Origin of the sequence: Nitrosospira briensis, from assembly GCF_900115125.1 — a bacterium.
GTDB classification, from domain to species: Bacteria; Pseudomonadota; Gammaproteobacteria; order Burkholderiales; family Nitrosomonadaceae; genus Nitrosospira; species Nitrosospira briensis_A.
This window is the reverse complement of record NZ_FOVJ01000008.1, coordinates 18729-38252: the sequence shown is the minus strand read 5'-3', so window position 1 is coordinate 38252 and position 19524 is coordinate 18729. Positions and strand designations below refer to the sequence as shown.

At 55.4% G+C, this 19524-nt stretch carries 19 protein-coding genes and 1 tRNA gene; 4 read left to right on the top strand and 16 right to left on the bottom strand.

All coding sequences use genetic code 11. The annotated features are described in order from the left end of the window. Positions 1–36: 36 nt before the first annotated feature. From tolB to thiO, 10 genes are all read right to left on the bottom strand, one after another. Positions 37–1338 (bottom strand): Tol-Pal system beta propeller repeat protein TolB, encoded by a 1302-nt coding sequence (gene tolB / locus BMZ14_RS12955; RefSeq protein ID WP_074798400.1) that lies wholly within the window; start codon positions 1336–1338, stop codon positions 37–39. A 44-nt stretch (positions 1339–1382) separates the two neighbouring features. Further along, positions 1383–2237, bottom strand: a complete 855-nt coding sequence (gene tolA / locus BMZ14_RS12950; protein ID WP_074798398.1) for a cell envelope integrity protein TolA — start codon at positions 2235–2237, stop codon at positions 1383–1385. An 8-nt stretch (positions 2238–2245) separates the two neighbouring features. Beyond that, positions 2246–2665 carry a protein TolR gene (gene tolR, locus BMZ14_RS12945; RefSeq protein ID WP_256208623.1) on the bottom strand — a complete coding sequence of 140 codons (420 nt, stop codon included), beginning with the start codon at positions 2663–2665 and terminating at the stop codon, positions 2246–2248. Positions 2666–2689: 24 nt separating this feature from the next. Next, positions 2690–3376 carry a protein TolQ gene (tolQ, locus tag BMZ14_RS12940; protein WP_074798276.1) on the bottom strand — a complete coding sequence of 229 codons (687 nt, stop codon included), beginning with the start codon at positions 3374–3376 and terminating at the stop codon, positions 2690–2692. Then, on the bottom strand, positions 3373–3819 hold the full coding sequence (gene ybgC, locus BMZ14_RS12935; RefSeq protein WP_074798274.1) for a tol-pal system-associated acyl-CoA thioesterase: 447 nt from the start codon (positions 3817–3819) through the stop codon (positions 3373–3375). The genes tolQ and ybgC overlap by 4 nt, the downstream gene beginning before the upstream one ends. A 150-nt stretch (positions 3820–3969) precedes the next feature. Then, positions 3970–5010 carry a Holliday junction branch migration DNA helicase RuvB gene (ruvB, locus tag BMZ14_RS12930; protein WP_074798272.1) on the bottom strand — a complete coding sequence of 347 codons (1041 nt, stop codon included), beginning with the start codon at positions 5008–5010 and terminating at the stop codon, positions 3970–3972. 97 nt (positions 5011–5107) lie between these two features. Further along, positions 5108–5701 (bottom strand): Holliday junction branch migration protein RuvA, encoded by a 594-nt coding sequence (gene ruvA, locus BMZ14_RS12925; protein WP_074798270.1) that lies wholly within the window; start codon positions 5699–5701, stop codon positions 5108–5110. Then, positions 5698–6216 (bottom strand): crossover junction endodeoxyribonuclease RuvC, encoded by a 519-nt coding sequence (ruvC, locus tag BMZ14_RS12920; RefSeq protein WP_074798394.1) that lies wholly within the window; start codon positions 6214–6216, stop codon positions 5698–5700. The genes ruvA and ruvC overlap by 4 nt, the downstream gene beginning before the upstream one ends. A gap of 33 nt (positions 6217–6249) precedes the next feature. Beyond that, positions 6250–6972 carry a YebC/PmpR family DNA-binding transcriptional regulator gene (locus BMZ14_RS12915; RefSeq protein WP_074798268.1) on the bottom strand — a complete coding sequence of 241 codons (723 nt, stop codon included), beginning with the start codon at positions 6970–6972 and terminating at the stop codon, positions 6250–6252. A gap of 129 nt (positions 6973–7101) precedes the next feature. Beyond that, positions 7102–8229, bottom strand: a complete 1128-nt coding sequence (gene thiO, locus BMZ14_RS12910; RefSeq protein WP_074798266.1) for a glycine oxidase ThiO — start codon at positions 8227–8229, stop codon at positions 7102–7104. Positions 8230–8376: 147 nt separating this feature from the next. Here thiO and BMZ14_RS12905 point away from each other — a divergent pair. Continuing rightward, positions 8377–8452 (top strand) — tRNA-Lys (locus tag BMZ14_RS12905). A gap of 325 nt (positions 8453–8777) precedes the next feature. Here BMZ14_RS12905 and BMZ14_RS12900 read toward each other — a convergent pair. Next, entirely contained in the window at positions 8778–9119 is a 342-nt protein-coding gene (locus BMZ14_RS12900; protein ID WP_083396791.1) for a hypothetical protein, read from the bottom strand. 568 nt (positions 9120–9687) lie between these two features. Here BMZ14_RS12900 and BMZ14_RS12895 point away from each other — a divergent pair. The 3 genes from BMZ14_RS12895 (at position 9688) to BMZ14_RS12885 (ending at position 15369) form a co-directional block, all read left to right on the top strand. Further along, positions 9688–10731: a YheT family hydrolase gene (locus BMZ14_RS12895; protein ID WP_074798393.1), complete on the top strand. Its 1044-nt coding sequence runs from the start codon at positions 9688–9690 to the stop codon at positions 10729–10731. A gap of 192 nt (positions 10732–10923) precedes the next feature. Further along, positions 10924–14433, top strand: coding sequence for a DNA polymerase III subunit alpha (gene dnaE, locus BMZ14_RS12890; RefSeq protein ID WP_074798263.1), 3510 nt, complete (start codon positions 10924–10926; stop codon positions 14431–14433). 204 nt (positions 14434–14637) lie between these two features. Next, entirely contained in the window at positions 14638–15369 is a 732-nt protein-coding gene (locus BMZ14_RS12885) for a YggS family pyridoxal phosphate-dependent enzyme (RefSeq protein WP_074798261.1), read from the top strand. Here BMZ14_RS12885 and BMZ14_RS12880 read toward each other — a convergent pair. The 5 genes from BMZ14_RS12880 to BMZ14_RS12860 all read right to left on the bottom strand — a co-directional run bounded on the left by BMZ14_RS12880 (position 15335) and on the right by BMZ14_RS12860 (position 19434). Further along, positions 15335–15598, bottom strand: a complete 264-nt coding sequence (locus BMZ14_RS12880; RefSeq protein WP_074798259.1) for a YfhL family 4Fe-4S dicluster ferredoxin — start codon at positions 15596–15598, stop codon at positions 15335–15337. The genes BMZ14_RS12885 and BMZ14_RS12880 overlap by 35 nt on opposite strands. Before the next feature lie 14 nt (positions 15599–15612). Further along, positions 15613–16092 (bottom strand): pantetheine-phosphate adenylyltransferase, encoded by a 480-nt coding sequence (gene coaD / locus BMZ14_RS12875; protein ID WP_074798258.1) that lies wholly within the window; start codon positions 16090–16092, stop codon positions 15613–15615. Continuing rightward, positions 16085–16630, bottom strand: coding sequence for a 16S rRNA (guanine(966)-N(2))-methyltransferase RsmD (rsmD, locus tag BMZ14_RS12870; RefSeq protein ID WP_074798256.1), 546 nt, complete (start codon positions 16628–16630; stop codon positions 16085–16087). Before rsmD ends, coaD begins: the two co-directional genes overlap by 8 nt. Positions 16631–16693: 63 nt before the next feature. Next, positions 16694–18004, bottom strand: a complete 1311-nt coding sequence (locus BMZ14_RS12865) for a M16 family metallopeptidase (protein ID WP_074798391.1) — start codon at positions 18002–18004, stop codon at positions 16694–16696. Between the two features lie 20 nt (positions 18005–18024). Further along, positions 18025–19434 (bottom strand): M16 family metallopeptidase, encoded by a 1410-nt coding sequence (locus tag BMZ14_RS12860; RefSeq protein ID WP_371265775.1) that lies wholly within the window; start codon positions 19432–19434, stop codon positions 18025–18027. Between the last annotated feature and the right edge of the window lie 90 nt (positions 19435–19524).

Here is a 19524-nt window from a genome sequence, read left to right as displayed (position 1 = left end):
TTAAAGTTGACCAAAATTCATAACTACAATTATTGCTTACCTTGACAGAGGCCCCCATGCCGGCTCTCTTATATCGCCGGCTTGCGTCGAAAGCTGTTGTCTTGTTTTGCCGTCGCTTGACACGGCCGATAATATACCACGGCCCCTTACTTCAGTTGCATAAAGGATGATCTTGCCGTTGGGGGCAAAGCTGGGAGATTCATCGAACTGCGAGTCAGTGAGCAATTGGACCTGACGGGTCGCCAGATTCTGTATCGCCACATTGAATCTGTCGCCATTACGGTGAATGAAGGTGAAGCTTTTTCCATCCCGGCTGAAATCGGGGCTTACGTTATAACTGCCCTCGAAGGTAAGGCGTTCCGCCGTGCCGGAGGCGCGTCCTGAAACCGGCATGCGATAAATCTGCGGACTGCCGCCCCGGTCGGAAGTGAAAATGATGGATTGACCGTCGGGTGAAAAATTAGGCTCGGTATCGATTCCTGAACTTTGGCTTAGCCGTTGCAATCCGCTGCCATCCACGTTCACCAGAAAAATCTGTGAACCGCCCATCAGGGACAGCGTCACCGCAAGTTTTTTTCCGTCCGGCGACCATGCCGGCGCACTGTTGCTTCCCCTGAAGTTGGCCACGGCCTTGCGGGCTCTTGTTGCGAGTGTCTGCACGTACACAACGGGTTTCTTGTTCTCGAAGGACACATATGCCAGTTGCTTGCCGTCGGGCGACCAGGCAGGGGATATGATCGGCTCAGTGTACTCAATTACCGGCTGGGCATTGAAGCCATCGGCATCCGCCACCTGCAGGGAATATTTTTTTCCCTGCTTTATCACATAGGCAATGCGGGTACTGAATACCCCCACGTCACCGGTCAGCTTTTCATAGATTATGTCCGCGATGCGGTGGGCTGCGGCGCGCAATTGCGTGGCTGGAACGGTTTCGGTATAAACCGCCAATTCCGTTTGCCTCGCCACATCCAGCAATCGGACGCGTATGGCGACCTGACCCCCAGGAATAGCTGTGGTGCTGCCGATAACCACGGCGCCAGCTCCGCGGTTGGCCCAATCCGGATAAACCACTTCGACGGGCTCGTGCGGCCTGAGACCACCTGGATCAACCAATCGAAACAATCCGCTGCGCTGCAGATCGGAGGACACCACCGGCGTGATGCCTTGCGCAAGCCTTTCTTCGGCAGCAAAGGGAACAATAGCGATGGGAATTTGAGTGGCGCCGCCGCCAAAAATTTCTATGTTGAGGGCAGCGTGGAGCGGCGCGCTAGCCAGCCACAGAAGCAAGACGGCAGCATAGGGGCAAAATTTGCGCAAGCGAATGTGAACGGGCAGCATGGGGGTGACCTTCAAGGAATTCGCAAAACAATAAATTATACCAGTCATTCGTGGTAATGCACTTTTACGCTCAAATTACGGAATTTAGAAAAAAGTGCGGGATCGGGCGGCAGTGGAAGCGGTTTGGACAAGAAAATGCCGCGCTCCACAGCGCTATCGAAAGCGGCAAATCCACTGCTTGTGCGCAGTTTCACGTCGAGGATGTCCCCGCCGGGGAGTAGCGTGACGTCGAATTCCGCAACCGGGTTGCCTGGCAGATCGGGCGGCATGACAATATTTCTCCTGATTTTCGCAAGGATTTTTGCCTTGTATTCGTCTATCTCGTTCGCGAGGCGAGACTGCGCCGCTGCCTGCGCAGCCTGAGCCCTGAGCTTTTCATTCGCGGCCTGCTGTTCTCGTTGAAGCTGTTCCACCTCAGCCGCAATCCTTTCTTTCTGCTCCTTCTCTCTCTGCGCCTTCTTCTTCTCTTCCCTCTCTTCCTTCTCTTTCTGCTCCTTCAGTTCTTTCTGTGATGGCTGTTTTTTTTCAGCCGGCTTTTTTTCCACTGGTTTAGGTTTCTCGACTTTTTCCTTGAGGGCAATATCCGGTTTGGCGGGAGGCGGCGGCGTTTCCACCTTGGGCGGTACGGCCTTTGCTTCGGGCGGACGTTCGACCGGCTTGGGCGGCTCGGCAGGCTGGGGCGGCTCGGGCGCGGGCGGCGCTGCTTTAATGACGGGCTGGGCTGGCTGCGGGGGAGGAGGGAGGCTGCTCCACACATCCACTATCATGCCTTCGGGCGGATATGTTTTCCAATTGAGTCCGAAAATCATGAAAGCAAAAAAAATGATATGGACCAATACCGCAAACACGCCGGCTTGCATCCGGCCCGGTTCCTGGTACTCGGAATCCCACCTTGCCATTGCGCTCATCAGATGTTGGGTCTTGCCAGAAGCCCCACTTTCTTTACCTGTTGCTGTTGAAGAATATCCATCACCTTCATTACTTCTTCATAGCGCACGCTTTTATCACCCGCAATCACCACTGGCTGCTCGATATTTACCGACTGCTTCTGTTTGATCGCCTCGACCAGTTCTTCGCGGCTGATTTTTTGTTCACCCCCTGTGCTGGAGCGGTCATGCAAGCCCAGGCTGCCATCAGCCTTGATGATCACTTCCAGCGGGGCTACCGGAGGCGCGAGGGATTTGCCGATCTGCGGCAATTCAATCTGGCCGGGAGTGATGAGGGGTGCCGTGATCATGAAAATCACAAGCAGCACCAGCATTACGTCGATGTACGGCACGACGTTTATCTCGTTCATCAGACGGCGTTTGGCGCGGCGCTCAGTCACAGGATGTATCCTTCAAAATCATCCTCATCCGTTCACTTGCCGCTGCAGGACATTGGATAATTCTTCCATGAAGCTTTCAAACCGGGTTGCCAGCCGGTCCATATTATTGGCATAACGGTTATAAGCGATAACAGCCGGAATTGCGGCGAACAAGCCCATCGCTGTCGCTATCAACGCCTCCGCGATGCCAGGCGCTACGTGGGCAATGGTAGCCTGCGTAACGTTGGATAGACCCCGAAAGGAATTCATGATTCCCCATACCGTGCCAAACAGGCCGACATACGGACTAACCGATCCTACCGTGGCCAGAAACGAGAGATGCGATTCCAGGTTGTCCATTTCACGCTGATAAGTAGCCCGCATTGCCCGGCGAGTACCATCCATTACCGCGTTGATGTCCATTCCCGGCTGGCGCTTATGTTTGATGAACTCACGAAAGCCTGCCTCGAAGATACGTTCCATGCTTCCTGCGGTATGGCGGGATGCGGCGGCGCTTTGGAAAAGTGCGTTGAGATCGGGCCCTTTCCAGAAAACATGCTCGAATTCGTCGCTTTGCCTTATCGCCTGCCGGATGACGAACAGCTTGCGAAAAATATACCACCACGATAGAAATGAAGTCAGCAACAGCAAGGCCATCACCAATTGCACCGGCAAGCTGGCGCTACCGATGAGGTGGAAAAGAGACATATCCTGGGTAAGTGCCGGGCTCATGACAGATTTCCCAGTTTCTGGCGCAACGGCAAGGGGATGCTTACCGGCTTGAGACTATCCGATCCCACGCACACCGCCTGGACAGCGGCGCTGACCAACGTGGCCGTGCCGCGCAGAATATGCTGTGAAATAGCGATGCGGCTTCTGCCCAGCTCCGCAGCCTGAGCGGTCACGTGCAGCAAATCGTCCAGCAACGCCGGCCTGAAGTATTCGATACTGAGCGAACGAATCATGAAAACCACCTTGTGCACCTGAACCAATGAATGAATATCGAAGCCCAGTTCCCGCAACCATTCGTAGCGGGCGCGCTCCATGTAATCGAGATAAGTGGAATGATAAACCACACCGCCGGCATCGGTATCCTGATAGTAAACCCGGACAGGCAATGAAAAAGGCGATTTATCCGAATTAACGGCGAATTTATCAGCTTCTGTTGAGTTCATATTTTCAGATTAACGACGGCGAGGTAGATGCATGCTCCGGGTTGAGCCCATACAAGTCCCGCCATCAGGCCCGCTTCTGCGCATTGTTGAGCGACGCGCCGGCGTCCGGATTACTGGCAGGCTCGCGCCAGCGCCGCGTATTCACCGCAACTAATCATCTCCCCATAAATCGCCGCTCAACCCGTTCTTCGGCAGCGCCATGCCGAAATGCTGATAGGCAATAGTCGTAGCCATGCGGCCGCGGGGCGTGCGCTTCATGTAGCCTTGCTGGATCAGGTAGGGTTCCAGCACATCTTCGATGGTGCCCCGCTCTTCGCTGATGGCGGCGGCAAGGTTATCCACTCCAACCGGCCCCCCGCCGAATTTTTCCATCACGGCGAGCAGCAACTTTCTGTCCATCACATCGAGGCCGATGATGTCCACATCCAGCATGACCAGTGCCGCATCCGCCACAGGCCGGGTAATATGGCCGTCCGCCTTGACCTCCGCGAAATCGCGCACCCGCCGCAGCAGGCGGTTGACGATACGGGGCGTGCCACGCGAACGCCGCGCAATTTCTATCGCTCCATCAGCGGAAATCTCGGCGTTCAGCAAAGCCGCCGAGCGGGTCACGATTTTGGTCAGCTCTTCAACTGAATAAAATTCGAGGCGCGAAATGATGCCGAAGCGATCACGCAACGGGTTGGTCAGCATGCCCGCCCGAGTCGTTGCGCCCACAAGGGTGAAGGGCGGCAAATCGAGCTTGACCGATCTTGCCGCCGGGCCTTCGCCGATCATGATATCGAGCTGATAATCCTCCAGCGCGGGGTAGAGGATCTCTTCCACTACGGGTGACAGGCGGTGAATCTCGTCTATAAACAGTACGTCGTTGGGCTCAAGGTTGGTCAGCAGGGCTGCCAGGTCGCCCGGACGCTCCAGCACCGGGCCGGAAGTCTGGCGCAGGCTCACGCCCATCTCCCGGGCAATAATATGAGCAAGGGTGGTTTTGCCCAAACCCGGCGGACCAAACAGCAGTACATGGTCGAGTGCTTCCCTGCGCCGCCTTGCCGCTTCGATGAATATCTGCAACTGGCCGCGAATTTTTTCCTGGCCGACGTATTCGGACAGATGCTTCGGGCGCAGCGCCCGCTCCATCTCCTCTTCCTTGGGAGAAACGGGCGCGGAGGTAATTAATCGGTCGGTTTCAATCATCAAGGCAAGCGTGGCTCAGTGGCGGTGCGATTGCAGGATCTCGTAGGCGGTAGATTAATGGCTCTTGAGCGTAGCCTTTCGTGCTGCATTATCCTGGCTACTTTTCTTTTGACAAGAGTTTCAACGCTTGCCGTATGCCGTCCGACACGGAAAGGTCTGGGGATAATTGCTTGACTGCCCAATTGGCTTCCCGATCATTATACCCTAGTGACAACAGGGCATTGAGCACGTCGCCTTCGTTTGTCGACGAACGCGCGGCGCCCGTTGCGTCCGGGACGCCAGCAATGCCGGGCCCGAGCTTGTCTCGCAATTCCAGCAGTAAACGTTCGGCGCTTTTTTTGCCGATGCCGGGGATTTTGATCAGCCTGCCGCTGTCCTGAGCCGCAACCGCGTGATGCAAATCGGCTACGCTCATGCCGGACAGCAAAGCCAGGGCGGTGCGCGCACCCACGCCGGAAATCTTCACAAGCTGACGAAAGGCTTGCCGCTCCGCTTCAGTGCCGAACCCGAAAAGCAGATGCACGTCCTCGCGCACGACGAGGTGGGTATGGAGCGTGATTTGTCCACCGATGGCGGGCAAGTTGTAGAACGTGCTCATCGGCACGTCAATCTCATAACCGACGCCTTGCACGTCGACGAGCACCAGCGGCGGAAACTTTTCCAGCAGCAGGCCCGTTATTCTGCCGATCATACTAGCCGCCCCCGCTTCATGCGGTACCCCGCTGTCGAAATCCCGCCCAGGCCGAGTCCGCCGTGGGCATGGCATATTGCGCAGGCGAGGGCGTCGGCGGCATCCGCGCCGGGGCTTCCGGCGAGCTGCAGCAGCCGCTTGACCATTTCCTGCACCTGCTCCTTTTTTGCGTGCCCCTGGCCAACGACCGCCTGCTTGATCTGTAGCGCGGTGTACTCGGCAACAACAAGATTGTTAAGCACCGCCGTGCAAATGGCGGCGCCCCGGGCCTGCCCGAGCATCAGCGTGGATTTTGGATTGATGTTGACGAACACCTGCTCCACCGCGACCTGATCGGGGCGATGTTCCGCGATGACTTCGTTGAGATGGTCCATGATGGACTTCAGGCGCGACGGCAACTCGCCATCCAGAGTTTTGATACAGCCGCTGCTGACGTACACCAATTTGCCGCCAATTTTTTCGATGACCCCGAAACCCGTGATGCGCAAGCCGGGGTCTATGCCAAGGATACGGATTTTTTTACCTTTTCTTGCTGGATACACAGCTACTCAGTCGATTAATGCAGTCGTGTAAACCTCTTGCACATCGTCAATATTTTCCAGCGCATCGAGCAGTTTCTGCATTTTTACCGAATCATCCGCAGCCAACTCCGTCTCATTGACCGGCTTCATCGTCACCTCGGCCAGCTCTGCCTTGAACCCGGCTTTTTCCAGCGCTTCCCTGACCGCGACAAATTCGTATGGTGCAGTGATGACTTCAATGCTGCCGTCATCGTTACTGACGATATCCTCCGCGCCCGCTTCCAAAGCCACTTCCATCAGCTTGTCTTCATCCGTGCCAGGCGCGAAAAGCAGCTGCCCGCAATGCTTGAACAGGAACGCAACCGAGCCGTCCGTGCCGAGATTGCCGCCGTACTTGGTGAAAGCATGGCGCACATCCGCGACGGTACGCACGCGGTTATCCGTCATGCAATCGACCAATACGGCCGCGCCTGCGATGCCATAACCCTCGTAACGTATTTCCTCATAATTCACACCTTCCAGATCGCCACTGCCGCGCTTGATCGCGCGTTCGACGTTGTCCTTGGGCATGTTCTGCTCATAAGCCTTGTCAACGGCCAGACGCAGCCGAGGATTGCTGTTGGGATCGCCTCCACCGAGCCGGGCGGCGACGGTAATTTCCTTGATGAGGCGTGTGAAAATCTTGCCGCGCTTGGCATCCTGCGCAGCTTTCTTGTGTTTGATGTTAGCCCACTTGCTGTGACCAGCCATAATGCGTTTGCCCTGTCCCTGTGTTGAAGTGGTGCAATGTTATCACCCCCCAACTCCAGGATAAAGCGAGAGGCTGCCAGACTCAGCGGAAACAGCGCAGCCCCGGCAGAGGCCGTGTCTCGCCGCTGTTCATACCGGCCATCGGTAAGGCGCTATATCCAGTGGCTGAACCTTGTTCAGGATCATGTTGGACACAAGCCGCGCGCTTCCCGGCGCCATGGTAACGCCGTAACGGTAATGACCGCTGTTGAGATAAAGGTTGGAGATGTCGGGGTGGCGATCGATTATGGGTATGTTGTGAGGCGAACCTGGACGCAGCCCCGCCCAATGACCGGCGAGAAGTTCTTCGGTCAATACAGGCACGAGCGTATGCGCCCTGGCCAGTAGTGCGTTGCGCGCCGTGGCAGACGGGCGATGGTCGAAGCCGGCTTCCTCTATCGTGCTGCCGGCAAGAATATGTCCGTCTCGACGCGGTATCAGATAAAAATTATCCTGCCCCTGTAGCACAATCGTGCCGAGCAGACCGGCCTGTGCCTTGAACAGCAGGATCTGGCCCCGCACGGGCCAGATATTGAGCTTTAGCGCATGCTGACCCAGAAGTTGACGGCTCCATGCTCCAGCCGTAACGATAAAATTGGCTGCGGAATATTCCTCGCCTCGGCTCGTGCTGATAGATTGAACTCGACCTCGCTCGATCTTCCAGCTTGTAACTTCGGCATGCTCGACAATAACGCCACCGGAGCCCTCCACATCCTTTACGAGTGCCTGCAACAAACGGGGATTGCGCACCTGGCAGACCTCCGGCAACCAAAGCGCGGCTTCGTCACGTGCCAGCATGGGCGCAATTTCATGAGAGCGAACTCTCTTCATGGGAAAACCGCGGCGTATACACCAGGCTTCCACCGCAGGATCGAGCTCGTCTTCACTCTCTCCGCGCGTCTCTTCTTGCGGCTCAGCGGGAAAATCGGACAGCACCAGCATGCCGCTAGCCTGATATTCCGGGTCGATACCGGTCTTCGTTCGCAGCCCTTCGATGAATTGTGGAAACAGCCTGTTGCTGAACTGCGTCAGTTGCGTCACCGAATCGGAGTAATCCCATGGCAGCAGTGGCGACAATATGCCCGCCCCAGCCCAGGACGCTTCCTTGCCACAGCGATTACGCTCCAGTACGGTAACGCTCGCCCCCATCCGCAACAATTCAGACGCCGTGGCAAGTCCCGCAATCCCGCCGCCTATGACAACAACGTCGCTGCTCAAAAATAACCCTCCCTCATGCGGGCAGTTTAAAGCAACTGCAGCGAAACGTGCGAGCAGCAGGACAACGTCCCTGCAGCCGAGCCTGATCCTAAAAAACTTTATATCGAAGGGATGAGCCGGTATAATGCACGTCCCTTGGATATCAATGGGTCGTTAGCTCAGCCGGTAGAGCAGCGGACTTTTAATCCGTTGGTCGCCAGTTCGAATCTGGCACGGCCTACCAAGAAAACAAAGATTACCGGAAAGCCCGCACCGGTTCCGCTCTCCGAACCCGAGACTTCTTAATTGTGTTTATCTCTCCTAGTCGAGCGAGAAGAAGGGCATTTCGGAGCGTCGGACACGATTGCTACTGACGGAAGTTCCGGCGGCTTCCAGCTAGGCTAAGGGTTCGCGCAATACTTCATCTCCCGCCGTAAGTTTTACCATCGGCACCTTCCAAAAAATACAGAGGATGATCCCGTTGCGCCGCTTGTGTTCTTGCTTACAATTGATGTCTTCTAGTTGCCATTATTCTGCACAGCACAGATGAAAATAGGCGACGTAAAAACTCATGGAAGTGAAAAGTTGATACGAGAACTGATCGTCTCATATATCTTTGCGCTGAATGCGGTTGCCTGGTGAATGATTTCCCTCTCTGCCGATCCTTCGATCTTTCCTGTTCTGGATAATTTTTCTCCTATTCTGTAGCCATTTTCCCACGCGGCCTTGCATATGGGAGTCCCGAAAACATTTTTCTTCTCCGCGACATGGCCAGCCAATCCACTCAAGAATTTGTCGTTGGTCCCGGAAAAATAGCCACCTACGGTACAAAATTTATAATCCTCTTCGCTCGCAACACCAGGGCCCGCGAAGCCCATAAAAAACATAACTACTAAGCAATTAATTCTCATGATGATCCTTAATATCAATGTTTGATTTCAATCATAGCTAAAGTAACGGGAAGAATTCCAGGCCCGTCAGTCGTTGGCGTCAGCATAACAATAATGAAAAACCCAGCGAGGCGAGTTATTGGCTACGATTCTTCCTCCTGGTTTCTTCCGCAATTTTTACGGAGTAAATCAAAAGTCGTATTAATGACAGGAAATAGTGCTGTCCTCCTCGACCGAGGTTTTTCGAGTTGGCAAACAAGTAAACTGGCAGAGGGGGCGCTCTTGCTCACAAACACCCTGATTGCTATAAGGCGCGAACGAGCCAGGTAATGATGGATGACCAGAGATTTACTTGAATAGCCCCTGCTTGATGCAGGAGTGGGCACCGGTTCTATCAGCGAACGCGGCTAACTACGCAAAGTCGAGTAGTTTATAATAACACGCAAACCGCGTTCCCGTACTAACCGCCGGACCACATGAGTATTTGGCAATCACGCCCACTGATCGATCAACCAAATTGCCACTTTATGGTAGCGTGCCCTAATTCTCCGGTTGCCAGTTTAAATGGCATGACGTGCCCAAAGCTGGCGTGAAAATCGCTCCTTTCCCTTTGCGCAGCAGACCCTATGTAGCGCCTGCATGGCTGCGAGGCGGCCATGCCCAAACCATTTATCCCTACCTTCTGTCCCGCCCCCTGATCCCCTACCGGCGCGAGCGGTGGGAGCTGGACGATGGGGATTTTATCGATACCGACTGGATGGATAATGCTCCCGAAGCACCGCTGGTGGTGATGTTTCACGGGCTTGAGGGCAGCTCATGCAGCCATTATGTCGTGAGCCTGATGACTATGGTGCGCGAACTGGGCTGGCGTGGAGCGGTAGTGCATTTTCGCGGCTGTTCCGGCTCGCCCAACCGGCTGCCGCGAGCCTATCACGCAGGCGACTCAACCGAGATCGATGGGATACTACGCCGCTTAGGCGAAGAAAATAAACGGCTGGGGTGCGATGCGCCACTTTATGCGGTAGGGATATCGCTGGGTGGCAATGCATTATTGAAATGGCTGGGCGAGCGCGGCGACCAGGCAAGTCAGCTGCTCGACGGCGCCGTAGCAGTTTCCGTGCCCCTGGATTTGGCGGCGGCGGGGAAGGCGTTGGCTTCGGGCTTCAATTTGCTCTACACGCGCCATTTTCTCGATACGCTGAAGCGGAAGGCATTGGGAAAACTCGACCTCTTTCCCGGCCTGTTCGATCCGGTTGCGTTGGCTGGATGCACCACGTTATATGAGTTCGATAATCTGGTCACTGCGCCGCTGCATGGCTTTCGCGATACCGAAGACTACTGGAAGCGGTCAAGCAGCAAACCGTGGCTCAAACATATCGGAGTGCCTACGCTCCTCATCAATGCCTTCAATGACCCTTTCATGCCGGCGCAAGCACTGCCCGGACTATCCGATGTTTCGTCCGCCGTCGTTCTGGAATTTTCGGAGGAAGGTGGGCATGTGGGATTTCTGGATTCGCCGTTTCCCGGCAGACTGACATGGCTGCCGGAAAGGATTATCGGTTTTTTTGCTGAACTGGGAGGCCGGGCGGCGGCGCAATCCACAGATGAACTGCGCACCCTGGAGGCTTCCTGATATACGCGGATTGAACTTTGTGTCCGCTTGCAGTATAGACTGACGGCTGGCCAGGGAAGACTTGGCGGGGTGTGATTGATGGTAAAATGGAAGGCTGATTTTCATACTCATCGCGATTGAGCCGATTGCTCCCACGCATTGGTTTGACCGAAATGAAATACTGATCCCCGCCTCAGTCAGTCTTGCAACAACATGCCCACATCTCCAACTTTTGTCCATCTGCGCTTGCACAGCGAGTATTCCATCGTGGACGGCATCGTGCGTATCGACGAGGCGGTCGCAAAGGCCGTGGGCGACGGGATGCCGGCGCTGGCGCTGACTGATCTTTCCAATCTGTTCGGGTTGGTCAAGTTTTACCAGGAGGCGCGCGAGAAGGGCATAAAGCCGATTATCGGCTGCGATGTATGGATCAGTAACGAGACCGACCGCGACAAGCCGGTGCGCGTCCTGCTGCTGTGCCAGTCCTATCCGGGCTATCTGCTGCTGTGCCGCCTGCTGTCACGCGCCTATCGGGAAAACCAGCACCGGGGGCGGGCGGAAATCCGGAAATCCTGGTTAAAAGACAGCGAAATGGGCACCGGTGGGCTGATTGCGCTTTCGGGCGCGGGTCTTGGGGATATCGCCCTGGCGCTCATGCAGGACGACCCGGCCCAGGCGAATATGCTCGCGCAGGAGTGGGCCAACCTCTTCCCTGGCCGTTTTTATATCGAAGTGCAGCGGGCGGGCCATGTCAATGCGGAGACTCTCGTCCAGCGCTCGTTGATGCTGGCCTCCACCCTGCGTTTGCCTGTGGTAGCGACACAACCGGTGCAGTTCCTGAACCCCGAAGACTACCGCGCGCATGAGGCGCGGGTATGCATCGCGGAAGGTTACGTGCTGGGCGATCGCCGCCGCCCGAAGAATTGCACCGAGGAGCAGTATTTCAAAACGCAGGCCGAAATGTCTACATTGTTCGCCGACATACCGGCAGCAATTGCCAACACTGCCGAGCTCGCCAAACGCTGTAATCTCCCGCTGGAATTGAACGTTAACCGGCTGCCATTATTTCCCACCCCGAATAACGAGAGTCTGGAGCTCTACTTGCGCAAGCAGGCAGAGGCGGGGCTGGAGGCGCGCATGCAAGCGCTTTTTCCAGACAAGGCGGAGCGCGCCACCGAGATGCCGAAATATCGCGCGCGGCTGGAGTTCGAGACTGACATCATCGTGCAGATGGGGTTCGCCGGTTATTTTCTGATTGTCGCCGATTTCATTAACTGGGCCAAGCACAACGGTGTCCCGGTAGGGCCGGGCCGGGGTTCCGGCGCGGGTTCACTGGTCGCTTATTCGCTCGGCATTACCGATCTCGACCCCCTCCGCTACGACTTGCTGTTCGAGCGTTTCCTCAATCCGGAACGCGTTTCCATGCCCGACTTCGATATCGATTTCTGTCAGGATGGGCGCGAGCATGTCATCGAATACGTGAAGCAGAAATACGGCGCGGAAAGCGTTTCCCAGATCGCGACTTTCGGCACGATGGCGGCGAAAGCGGTGGTGCGTGACGTGGGCCGCGTGCTGGACCTGCCTTATAACTTTGTCGATCAGTTGGCGAAGCTGGTGCCCTTTGAACTGGGCATGACCTTGAAAAAAGCCCGTGTGGAAGAGCCTCAGCTGAATGAACGCGCGGAAGCGGAAGAAGAGGTGCGCACCCTGCTCGAACTGGCGGAGCGCCTCGAAGGGCTTACGCGCAACGTTGGCATGCATGCGGGTGGCGTACTGATCGCGTCTGGAAAGATCACCGATTTTTGCCCGGTCTATTGCACCGATGGCGGGGATTCCGTAGTAAGCCAGTTGGATAAAGATGATGTGGAGAAAATCGGCCTGGTGAAGTTCGATTTTCTGGGTTTGCGCACTTTGACCATACTCGACTGGACTGTGAGATACATCAGGCAGCGCAGTAAAAGTGCCAAGTCGGATATGCAACCATCTGCATCCTTTTCCCTGGAAAATCTTCCTTTGGATGATCTGGCTACCTACGCACTGTTGAGGCGGGGTAACGCTGTAGGTGTGTTCCAGTTCGAATCGCGCGGCATGAAGGATCTTCTGCAAAAGGCCAAGCCAGACCGTTTTGAAGACATCATTGCATTGGTGGCGTTGTACCGGCCAGGGCCGATGTCGCTCATTCCCGAGTTTACCGAGCGCAAGCACGGAAAAAGGGTGGAATATCTTGATCCCCGTTTGCAACCCATACTCGAACCGACTTATGGCGTGATGGTTTATCAAGAGCAGGTGATGCAAATTGCCCAGGTGATAGGTGGGTACAGCCTCGGTAGCGCCGATCTGCTTAGGCGTGCAATGGGTAAGAAAAAGCCCGAGGAAATGGCCTTGCAGCGCGACATTTTCGTTGCAGGGGCGGTCAAGAACGGTTTGACCGAACGCGATGCAGCTGAACTCTTCGATTTGATGGAGAGGTTCGCGGGTTACGGATTCAACAAGTCGCACGCCGCGGCTTATGCCCTGATTGCTTTCCAGACTGCCTACCTGAAGGCGCATTATCCGGCTGAATTCATGGCTGCCACTTTATCGGCCGATATGGATGATACGGACAAGGTCCACACATTTTTTGAGGACAGCGTTTCCCAAGGGCTCGGCATGCTGCCGCCTGATATCAACCTGTCGGGTTATCGCTTTGTTCCGGTAGACGAAAAAACCGTACGGTATGGCTTGGGTGCGATAAAGGGAACGGGAGAATCCGCCATTGCGGCAATTATCAGGGCGCGGGACGGGGATGGGCCTTATACGGACTTGTTCGATTTCTGCCACCGCGTGGACAAACGCATCGTCAACCGGCGCGTGATTGAATCGCTCATCCGGGCAGGGGCCTTTGATTCTGTCAACAGTCATCGAGCCGGCCTGCTGGCATCGGTGGGCATCGCACTGGAGTCCGCCGAGCAGGCGGGACGTGCCGTCAATCAGGTAAGTTTGTTCGGCGAAGGTGACAGCTCTATCCAGCCAGCAAGCTTGATAAACGTTCCTTCATGGCCGGAGAAGGAAAAGCTGAAAAACGAAAAGATGGCGCTGGGGTTCTACCTGAGCGGGCACCCATTCAATGCATATGCAGAAGAACTGAAACATTTCGTACGCACCCGCCTCGATCGCCTGAATCCCCAGCGGGAACCACAGCTCCTCGCAGGCATTGTCTATGCTGTACGCATGCAAGTGACGCGACGCGGCAGAATGGCAGTGGTCGTACTGGATGACGGGAGCGGCGCGCGGGTGGAACTGGTGGTGTACAGCGAATTATTCGAGTCTGCCCGTAGCTGGCTGAAAGAGGACCAGTTGCTCATCGTAGAAGCCAGGGTGAACAACAGGGGCGGTGACGACGAATATGGCAACGGGCTGCGCATTACTGCCGACCAGCTATATAATCTGGGAACCGCCCGCTCACGCTACGCAAAATATGTGGAACTCCACTGCAACGGCACATCCAATGCAACACGATTGAAGGAATTGCTCGCACCCCACCGTGCTGATAATCATGCCGGCAATGCCGGTAAAGCCAAAAGCAACAACAATTGGTCTTGCCCCGTGCTGCTGTTTTATCGCAATCAGGACGCTGCCTGCAAACTTGAATTGGGTGATGCCTGGCGGGTCAGCCTTGAAGAGAACTTGCTGGAATCCTTGTATGCGCATTTCAAAGAGGAAAATGTCAGAGTCGTCTACTGATTCGTCTGTTGATTACAGGGATTACCGGTGAAAGCCGTGAAGGTCTGTAGACAGGATTTACAGCTTGATGAAATTCGATATTTTAGAAGTCCGTTTCTTGACCGCACAGATGAGTAGCTCTACTATGTCCGCGCGCCGGCGAGCTATTTTATCTCATCGGTCAAGCGGCCCGAGTAACAAGTAAATAAAGACAAGGCATAGAAAATGGAACCCAATACGACAACCATTGAGTCGGGTTTGCAGACGGTGAAAGCCCGTATCAAGGAGGTTGCTGAAAAAGCAGGGCGGCAAGCTGAATCCATCACGTTGCTGGCTGCCAGCAAGACCAACCCACACGAGCGGTTACGTGAGGCCTTTGATGCCGGGCAAACTATTTTCGGCGAAAATTATCTTCAGGAAGCGCTGGTTAAAATCGCCGCACTTCATGATCTGCCGATCGAATGGCACTTCATCGGCCCCATACAGAGCAATAAAACAAAACGCATCGCGGAGAATTTTGCCTGGGTGCACGGTGTAGACCGCAAAAAAATCGCCGATCGCTTGTCGAAAGACAGACCTGAGTCATTGCCCCCCCTCCAGATATGCCTGCAGGTAAACGTAAGCGGAGAGGACAGCAAGAGCGGGGTAGCGCCCGAGGAGGTTTCTGATCTGGCGGCGCATGTCGCCGGGCTGCCCCGGCTAAAGCTCAGGGGCGTAATGGCCATTCCCGAGCTTACGAAAGCAACCGCACTGCAGCGCAGCCAGTTCCAGATGCTCAAAGCTGCCTACGACGAGCTGAAGCGGGCGGGCTATGAGCTTGACACAATTTCGATGGGTATGTCGGAAGATCTGGATATCGCCATTGAAGAAGGCGCTACCATGGTTCGTGTCGGTACGGCAATTTTCGGCCCGAGGCGGTACGCTATCCCCGAGGAGCTTGCTGCCCGGCAAGGGTAAGGTATTTTTCGTACAACTGCTCTTCTGTCTCGACGATGTCCGGGTCGAGGATGATGCAATCCACGGGACATACTTCCACGCATTGAGACTCTTCGTGATGGCCTACGCACTCCGTACAGAGGCCCGGGTCTATCACGTAGAACTCTTCGCCCTGCGAAATGGCATCATTGGGGCACTCCGGCTGGCACACGTCGCAATTGATACATTCATCAGTGATGATTAAAGCCATTTCAACCTCAAGAATTACGCTTCGATTCTGATCCGAAGCTGCTCCGCAATCAGCGGATGTACAAATTTTTCTATGTTTCCACCGAGCAGCGCGATTTCCCGCACGATAGTGGCGGAAATAAACATGTATTGCTCCGATGGCGTCAGGAACATGGTTTCGACCCCGGGATATATACTGCGGTTCATCCCCGCCATTTGAAATTCATATTCAAAATCGGAGACCGCGCGCAGTCCGCGTAAAATGACTCGTGCGTTCTGCTGCTGCGCGAATTCCATTAACAGGCCCGAGAACGCCGTGACCTCGACGTTGCCGCAATCGGCCAGTACCTGACCTGCCATTTTCACCCGCTCGTCCTGAGTAAAGAAGGGTTTTTTCCCGCTGCTCACAGCCACCGCTACCACTACGCGATCAAACAAACCCGACGCCCGCCGGACCAGATCTTCATGACCGCGGGTGATGGGGTCAAAGGTACCAGGATATATCGCTTTATCCATTTTTTTTAGATTTCAAGAGTTCGTAATGTACCGTGCCTGCGCGACCCTTGCGCCATACGAGCCAGTCCTCATCGGGCTCCCGAAAGCTGTCACTCTCCAGATAAACCAATCCTTCCTCGGCAAGATTCGAATCCAGCCTGGGTAGCAGCTTAGGTAACAGGTTCAGCCGATAGGGCGGATCAAGGAAAATCACATTGAAGCGCCGCCGGTCGGAATCAACGAACTTCAACGCGTCCATTGCCACCAGCTCGATGCGCTCCGCTCCGAGTTTGCCCAGGTTGAACTTCAGCGCCTGTAGCACGGCGGCGTTGGATTCGACCATTACTACGCTCTCTGCCCCGCGTGACGCAGCCTCAAAACCCATCGCTCCGCTACCCGCGAACAGATCCAGGCAGCTTCTGCCGCTCATGTCCTGCCCCAGCCAGTTGAATACTGTCTCCCGAATCCGATCAGACGTCGGCCGGAGGTCTGCGCCGTCCGGGAAGGTCAGTATGCGGCTACGCCATTGCCCGCCTATGATACGGATCTTATTTCTCATCCGGCCAGTGACGAGAAATGGAAAAGCGCTGCGGGGAACGATGACCGTTATTTCGAAACTTTTCTATTTTTTGCTCTCGGCTCCCACGACAACGGCAACCATCCCCGCGGGATTGATTCGCTGTTGAAAAGCTTCCTTGACCTGGGCGACAGTTACTTTTGCCACTGCCTTCACATAGTCATCCAGGTAACTCAGCGGCAGTTTGTAAAATCCAATCATCGCAAGATAACCGATAATTTTCTTGTTACTGTCTATGCGCAACGGAAAACTGCCGATGATGTTTTGCCGGGCTTCTACAAGTTCTTTTTCTGTCGGCCCGCCGGCGACAAAATCGGACAGGACTTTGCGTGTCAGTGTGAGCGCTTCTTCCGACTGCTCTTTTCTGGTCTGTAGGCCGATTTCGAATGGCCCCTGTTCCTTGAGCGGTGAAAAATGGCTGTGAACACTGTAGGCCAATCCCCGCTTCTGGCGGATTTCTTCCATCAGACGCGAGGTGAATCCACCCCCGCCAAGTATATGGTTGCCAACAAGCAGCGGAAAATAATCGGGATCGTCGCGGCGAAGCCCCGGATAGGCCAGAAGAATATGGCTTTGCGTGGCGGGATGGGAGATTCTTTTAGTGTCGGCAACCGGTGGCGTCACTTCCGGCACATCATGTCCGGCCTTTTCCCGCGTCAATTCCCGGGTGAGCGATTCAGCAATGGCCGCCGCTTCGGCCCGGCTCACATTTCCCATGATAGACACCACCGCATCGGTACCGGAATAGCGCGACCGGTGTAAATCCACCAGGTCTTTGCGCTGTAACGCACTGACGGTATCAACTTCACCCGAGCCGCGCAAACCATACGGATGGCTGCCATAGAGCATTTTCATGAGGGTGCGGTCGGCAATAGTACCCGGTTTGGTGTCGGCTTCCCTTAACCCGGACACGATCCGCGCCTTTTCCCGCTCCAGCACATTTATATCGAAGGCCGGTTGCTGTATGACGCGAGCAAGTATATCCAGGGCCTGGCTGCGCTCCCGCTCGCTGCTCAACGTGCGTAGCGTGACACCCGCGCGGTCCTCATCGAAGTGTGCACCGAGCTGAGCGCCCACATCGGCTATCGATCTGGAGATCTGGTCTTCGGTCAGCCCACCCGCGCCAAGGGTCAGCAGATATAGAGTCAGGCCGGCGCGCCCGGATTTATCGGGTGTGTCAGTACTGCTGCCGGCGCTGAAATCCACGCTGACATCGAGTATCGGTAACTCCCGGCTTTCGACGAAATAGACTTGCGCACCCGAGGAAGCCTGCCAGTGCTGAATTGGCAGAGTAGCTAAAGCCCACTGGGAATACATGCCCAGGAGCAGGAAAAATACGTAGCGCATCACATGCATCGGAACCTCTCTGGTATTGCTCAATGCCGTAAACCTGTGGGTGGGGCTGCCGGTGCTTTCTGCTCCAGCGGTTGCGGGTCGAGTACCGCCACTGTCAGGCTGTCATCGTTCAGATATTTTTTTGCCACGTCGCGTACCTGCTCGGCGGTCACCGTCTGAAGTTTTTTTAGTATCGTTTGCTCGTCACGATATGAAAGCCCGATACTCTCCAGCTGACCGATCTGCATCGCCTGGAAAGACATCGAGTCGAGCTGAAAAACATGGCTGGCCACGACCTGGGCCTTGACGCGAGCCAGTTCCTCTTCGGTCACGCCATCACGCACGAGCTTCTTTACTTCCTCACGCAAAGCCGCTTCCAGGTCAGCCGCTGTTTTGCCTTCGCTTGGCGTGCCGTCGAGATAGAACATGCCTGGACCCCGCGCGGTGGAATCGTAGCCCGCGCCTGCGGAACTGGCAATACGCTGTTCGCGCACCAGCGACTTGTTGAGCCGGGCGGATTCGTTGCCATCCAGCACGCCCGCCAACATTTCCAGGGCGTAAGGTTCCCAGTCCGTGTCGGGCTTGCGCAATGCCGGCGCGTGGTAGCCCATCGCGAGGTATGGCAACTGTGCGGGGGCCTTTACGATAAGGCGCTTGATGCCGAGTTGCTTCGGTTCAATCTGCGGCTTGCGCTCATCCAGTTGCAACACCGCTCGAGGTTCGACATGACCATAATATTTTCGTGCCAAAACGAAGACCTGGTCGGGATTTACGTCACCAACCACGACCAGGATAGCGTTGTTGGGCGCGTACCAAGTGTCATACCATGCCTTCGCGTCGCTGAAAGTCATGTTCTCCAGATCGTTCATCCAGCCTACCACTGGGTGACGGTACGGATGTGACTGGTAAGATGTGGCGATCATTTTCTCATGCACGAGCGCCCGGGGTTGATCATCGGTTCGTAAGCGGCGTTCTTCCATCACCACTCTGATTTCCTTGCCGAAATCTTCTTCCGTCAGCACGAGATTGCGCATCCGGTCGGACTCCAGTTCCATCGCCAGCGGTAACCTGGATTTATGCAATTGCTGATAATAAGCGGTGTAGTCACGGCTGGTGAAAGCGTTTTCGCGCCCACCCGCCGCAGCAATACGCCGTGAAAACTCGTCTCCGGGCACTCTCTCCGTGCCCTTGAACATCATATGCTCCAGCACATGGGCTACCCCTGTGCGGCCATTCACCTCGTCGGTGCTTCCTGCCTTGTACCAGATTTGCGAGATGACCACGGGGGAGCGATGATCTTCCTTGACGACCAGCTTAAGGCCGTTGCCAAGCGTATACTCATGCGTAGTGGCAAAGGCAGATGCCGAGAACAGCGAAGCCAGCGAAACCAGTATCATCGCAACTGTTGGAAGATCGGGTGAAAGGGCGGTAACACGACGATAAGGCATCATTTTTTTTAGCAACCTAATTTGAGTAAACAGCTAAAATCGGGAATAAGATTCTGATTTTCGATTTCAGTCGTGAATTTCGACAATGTGACA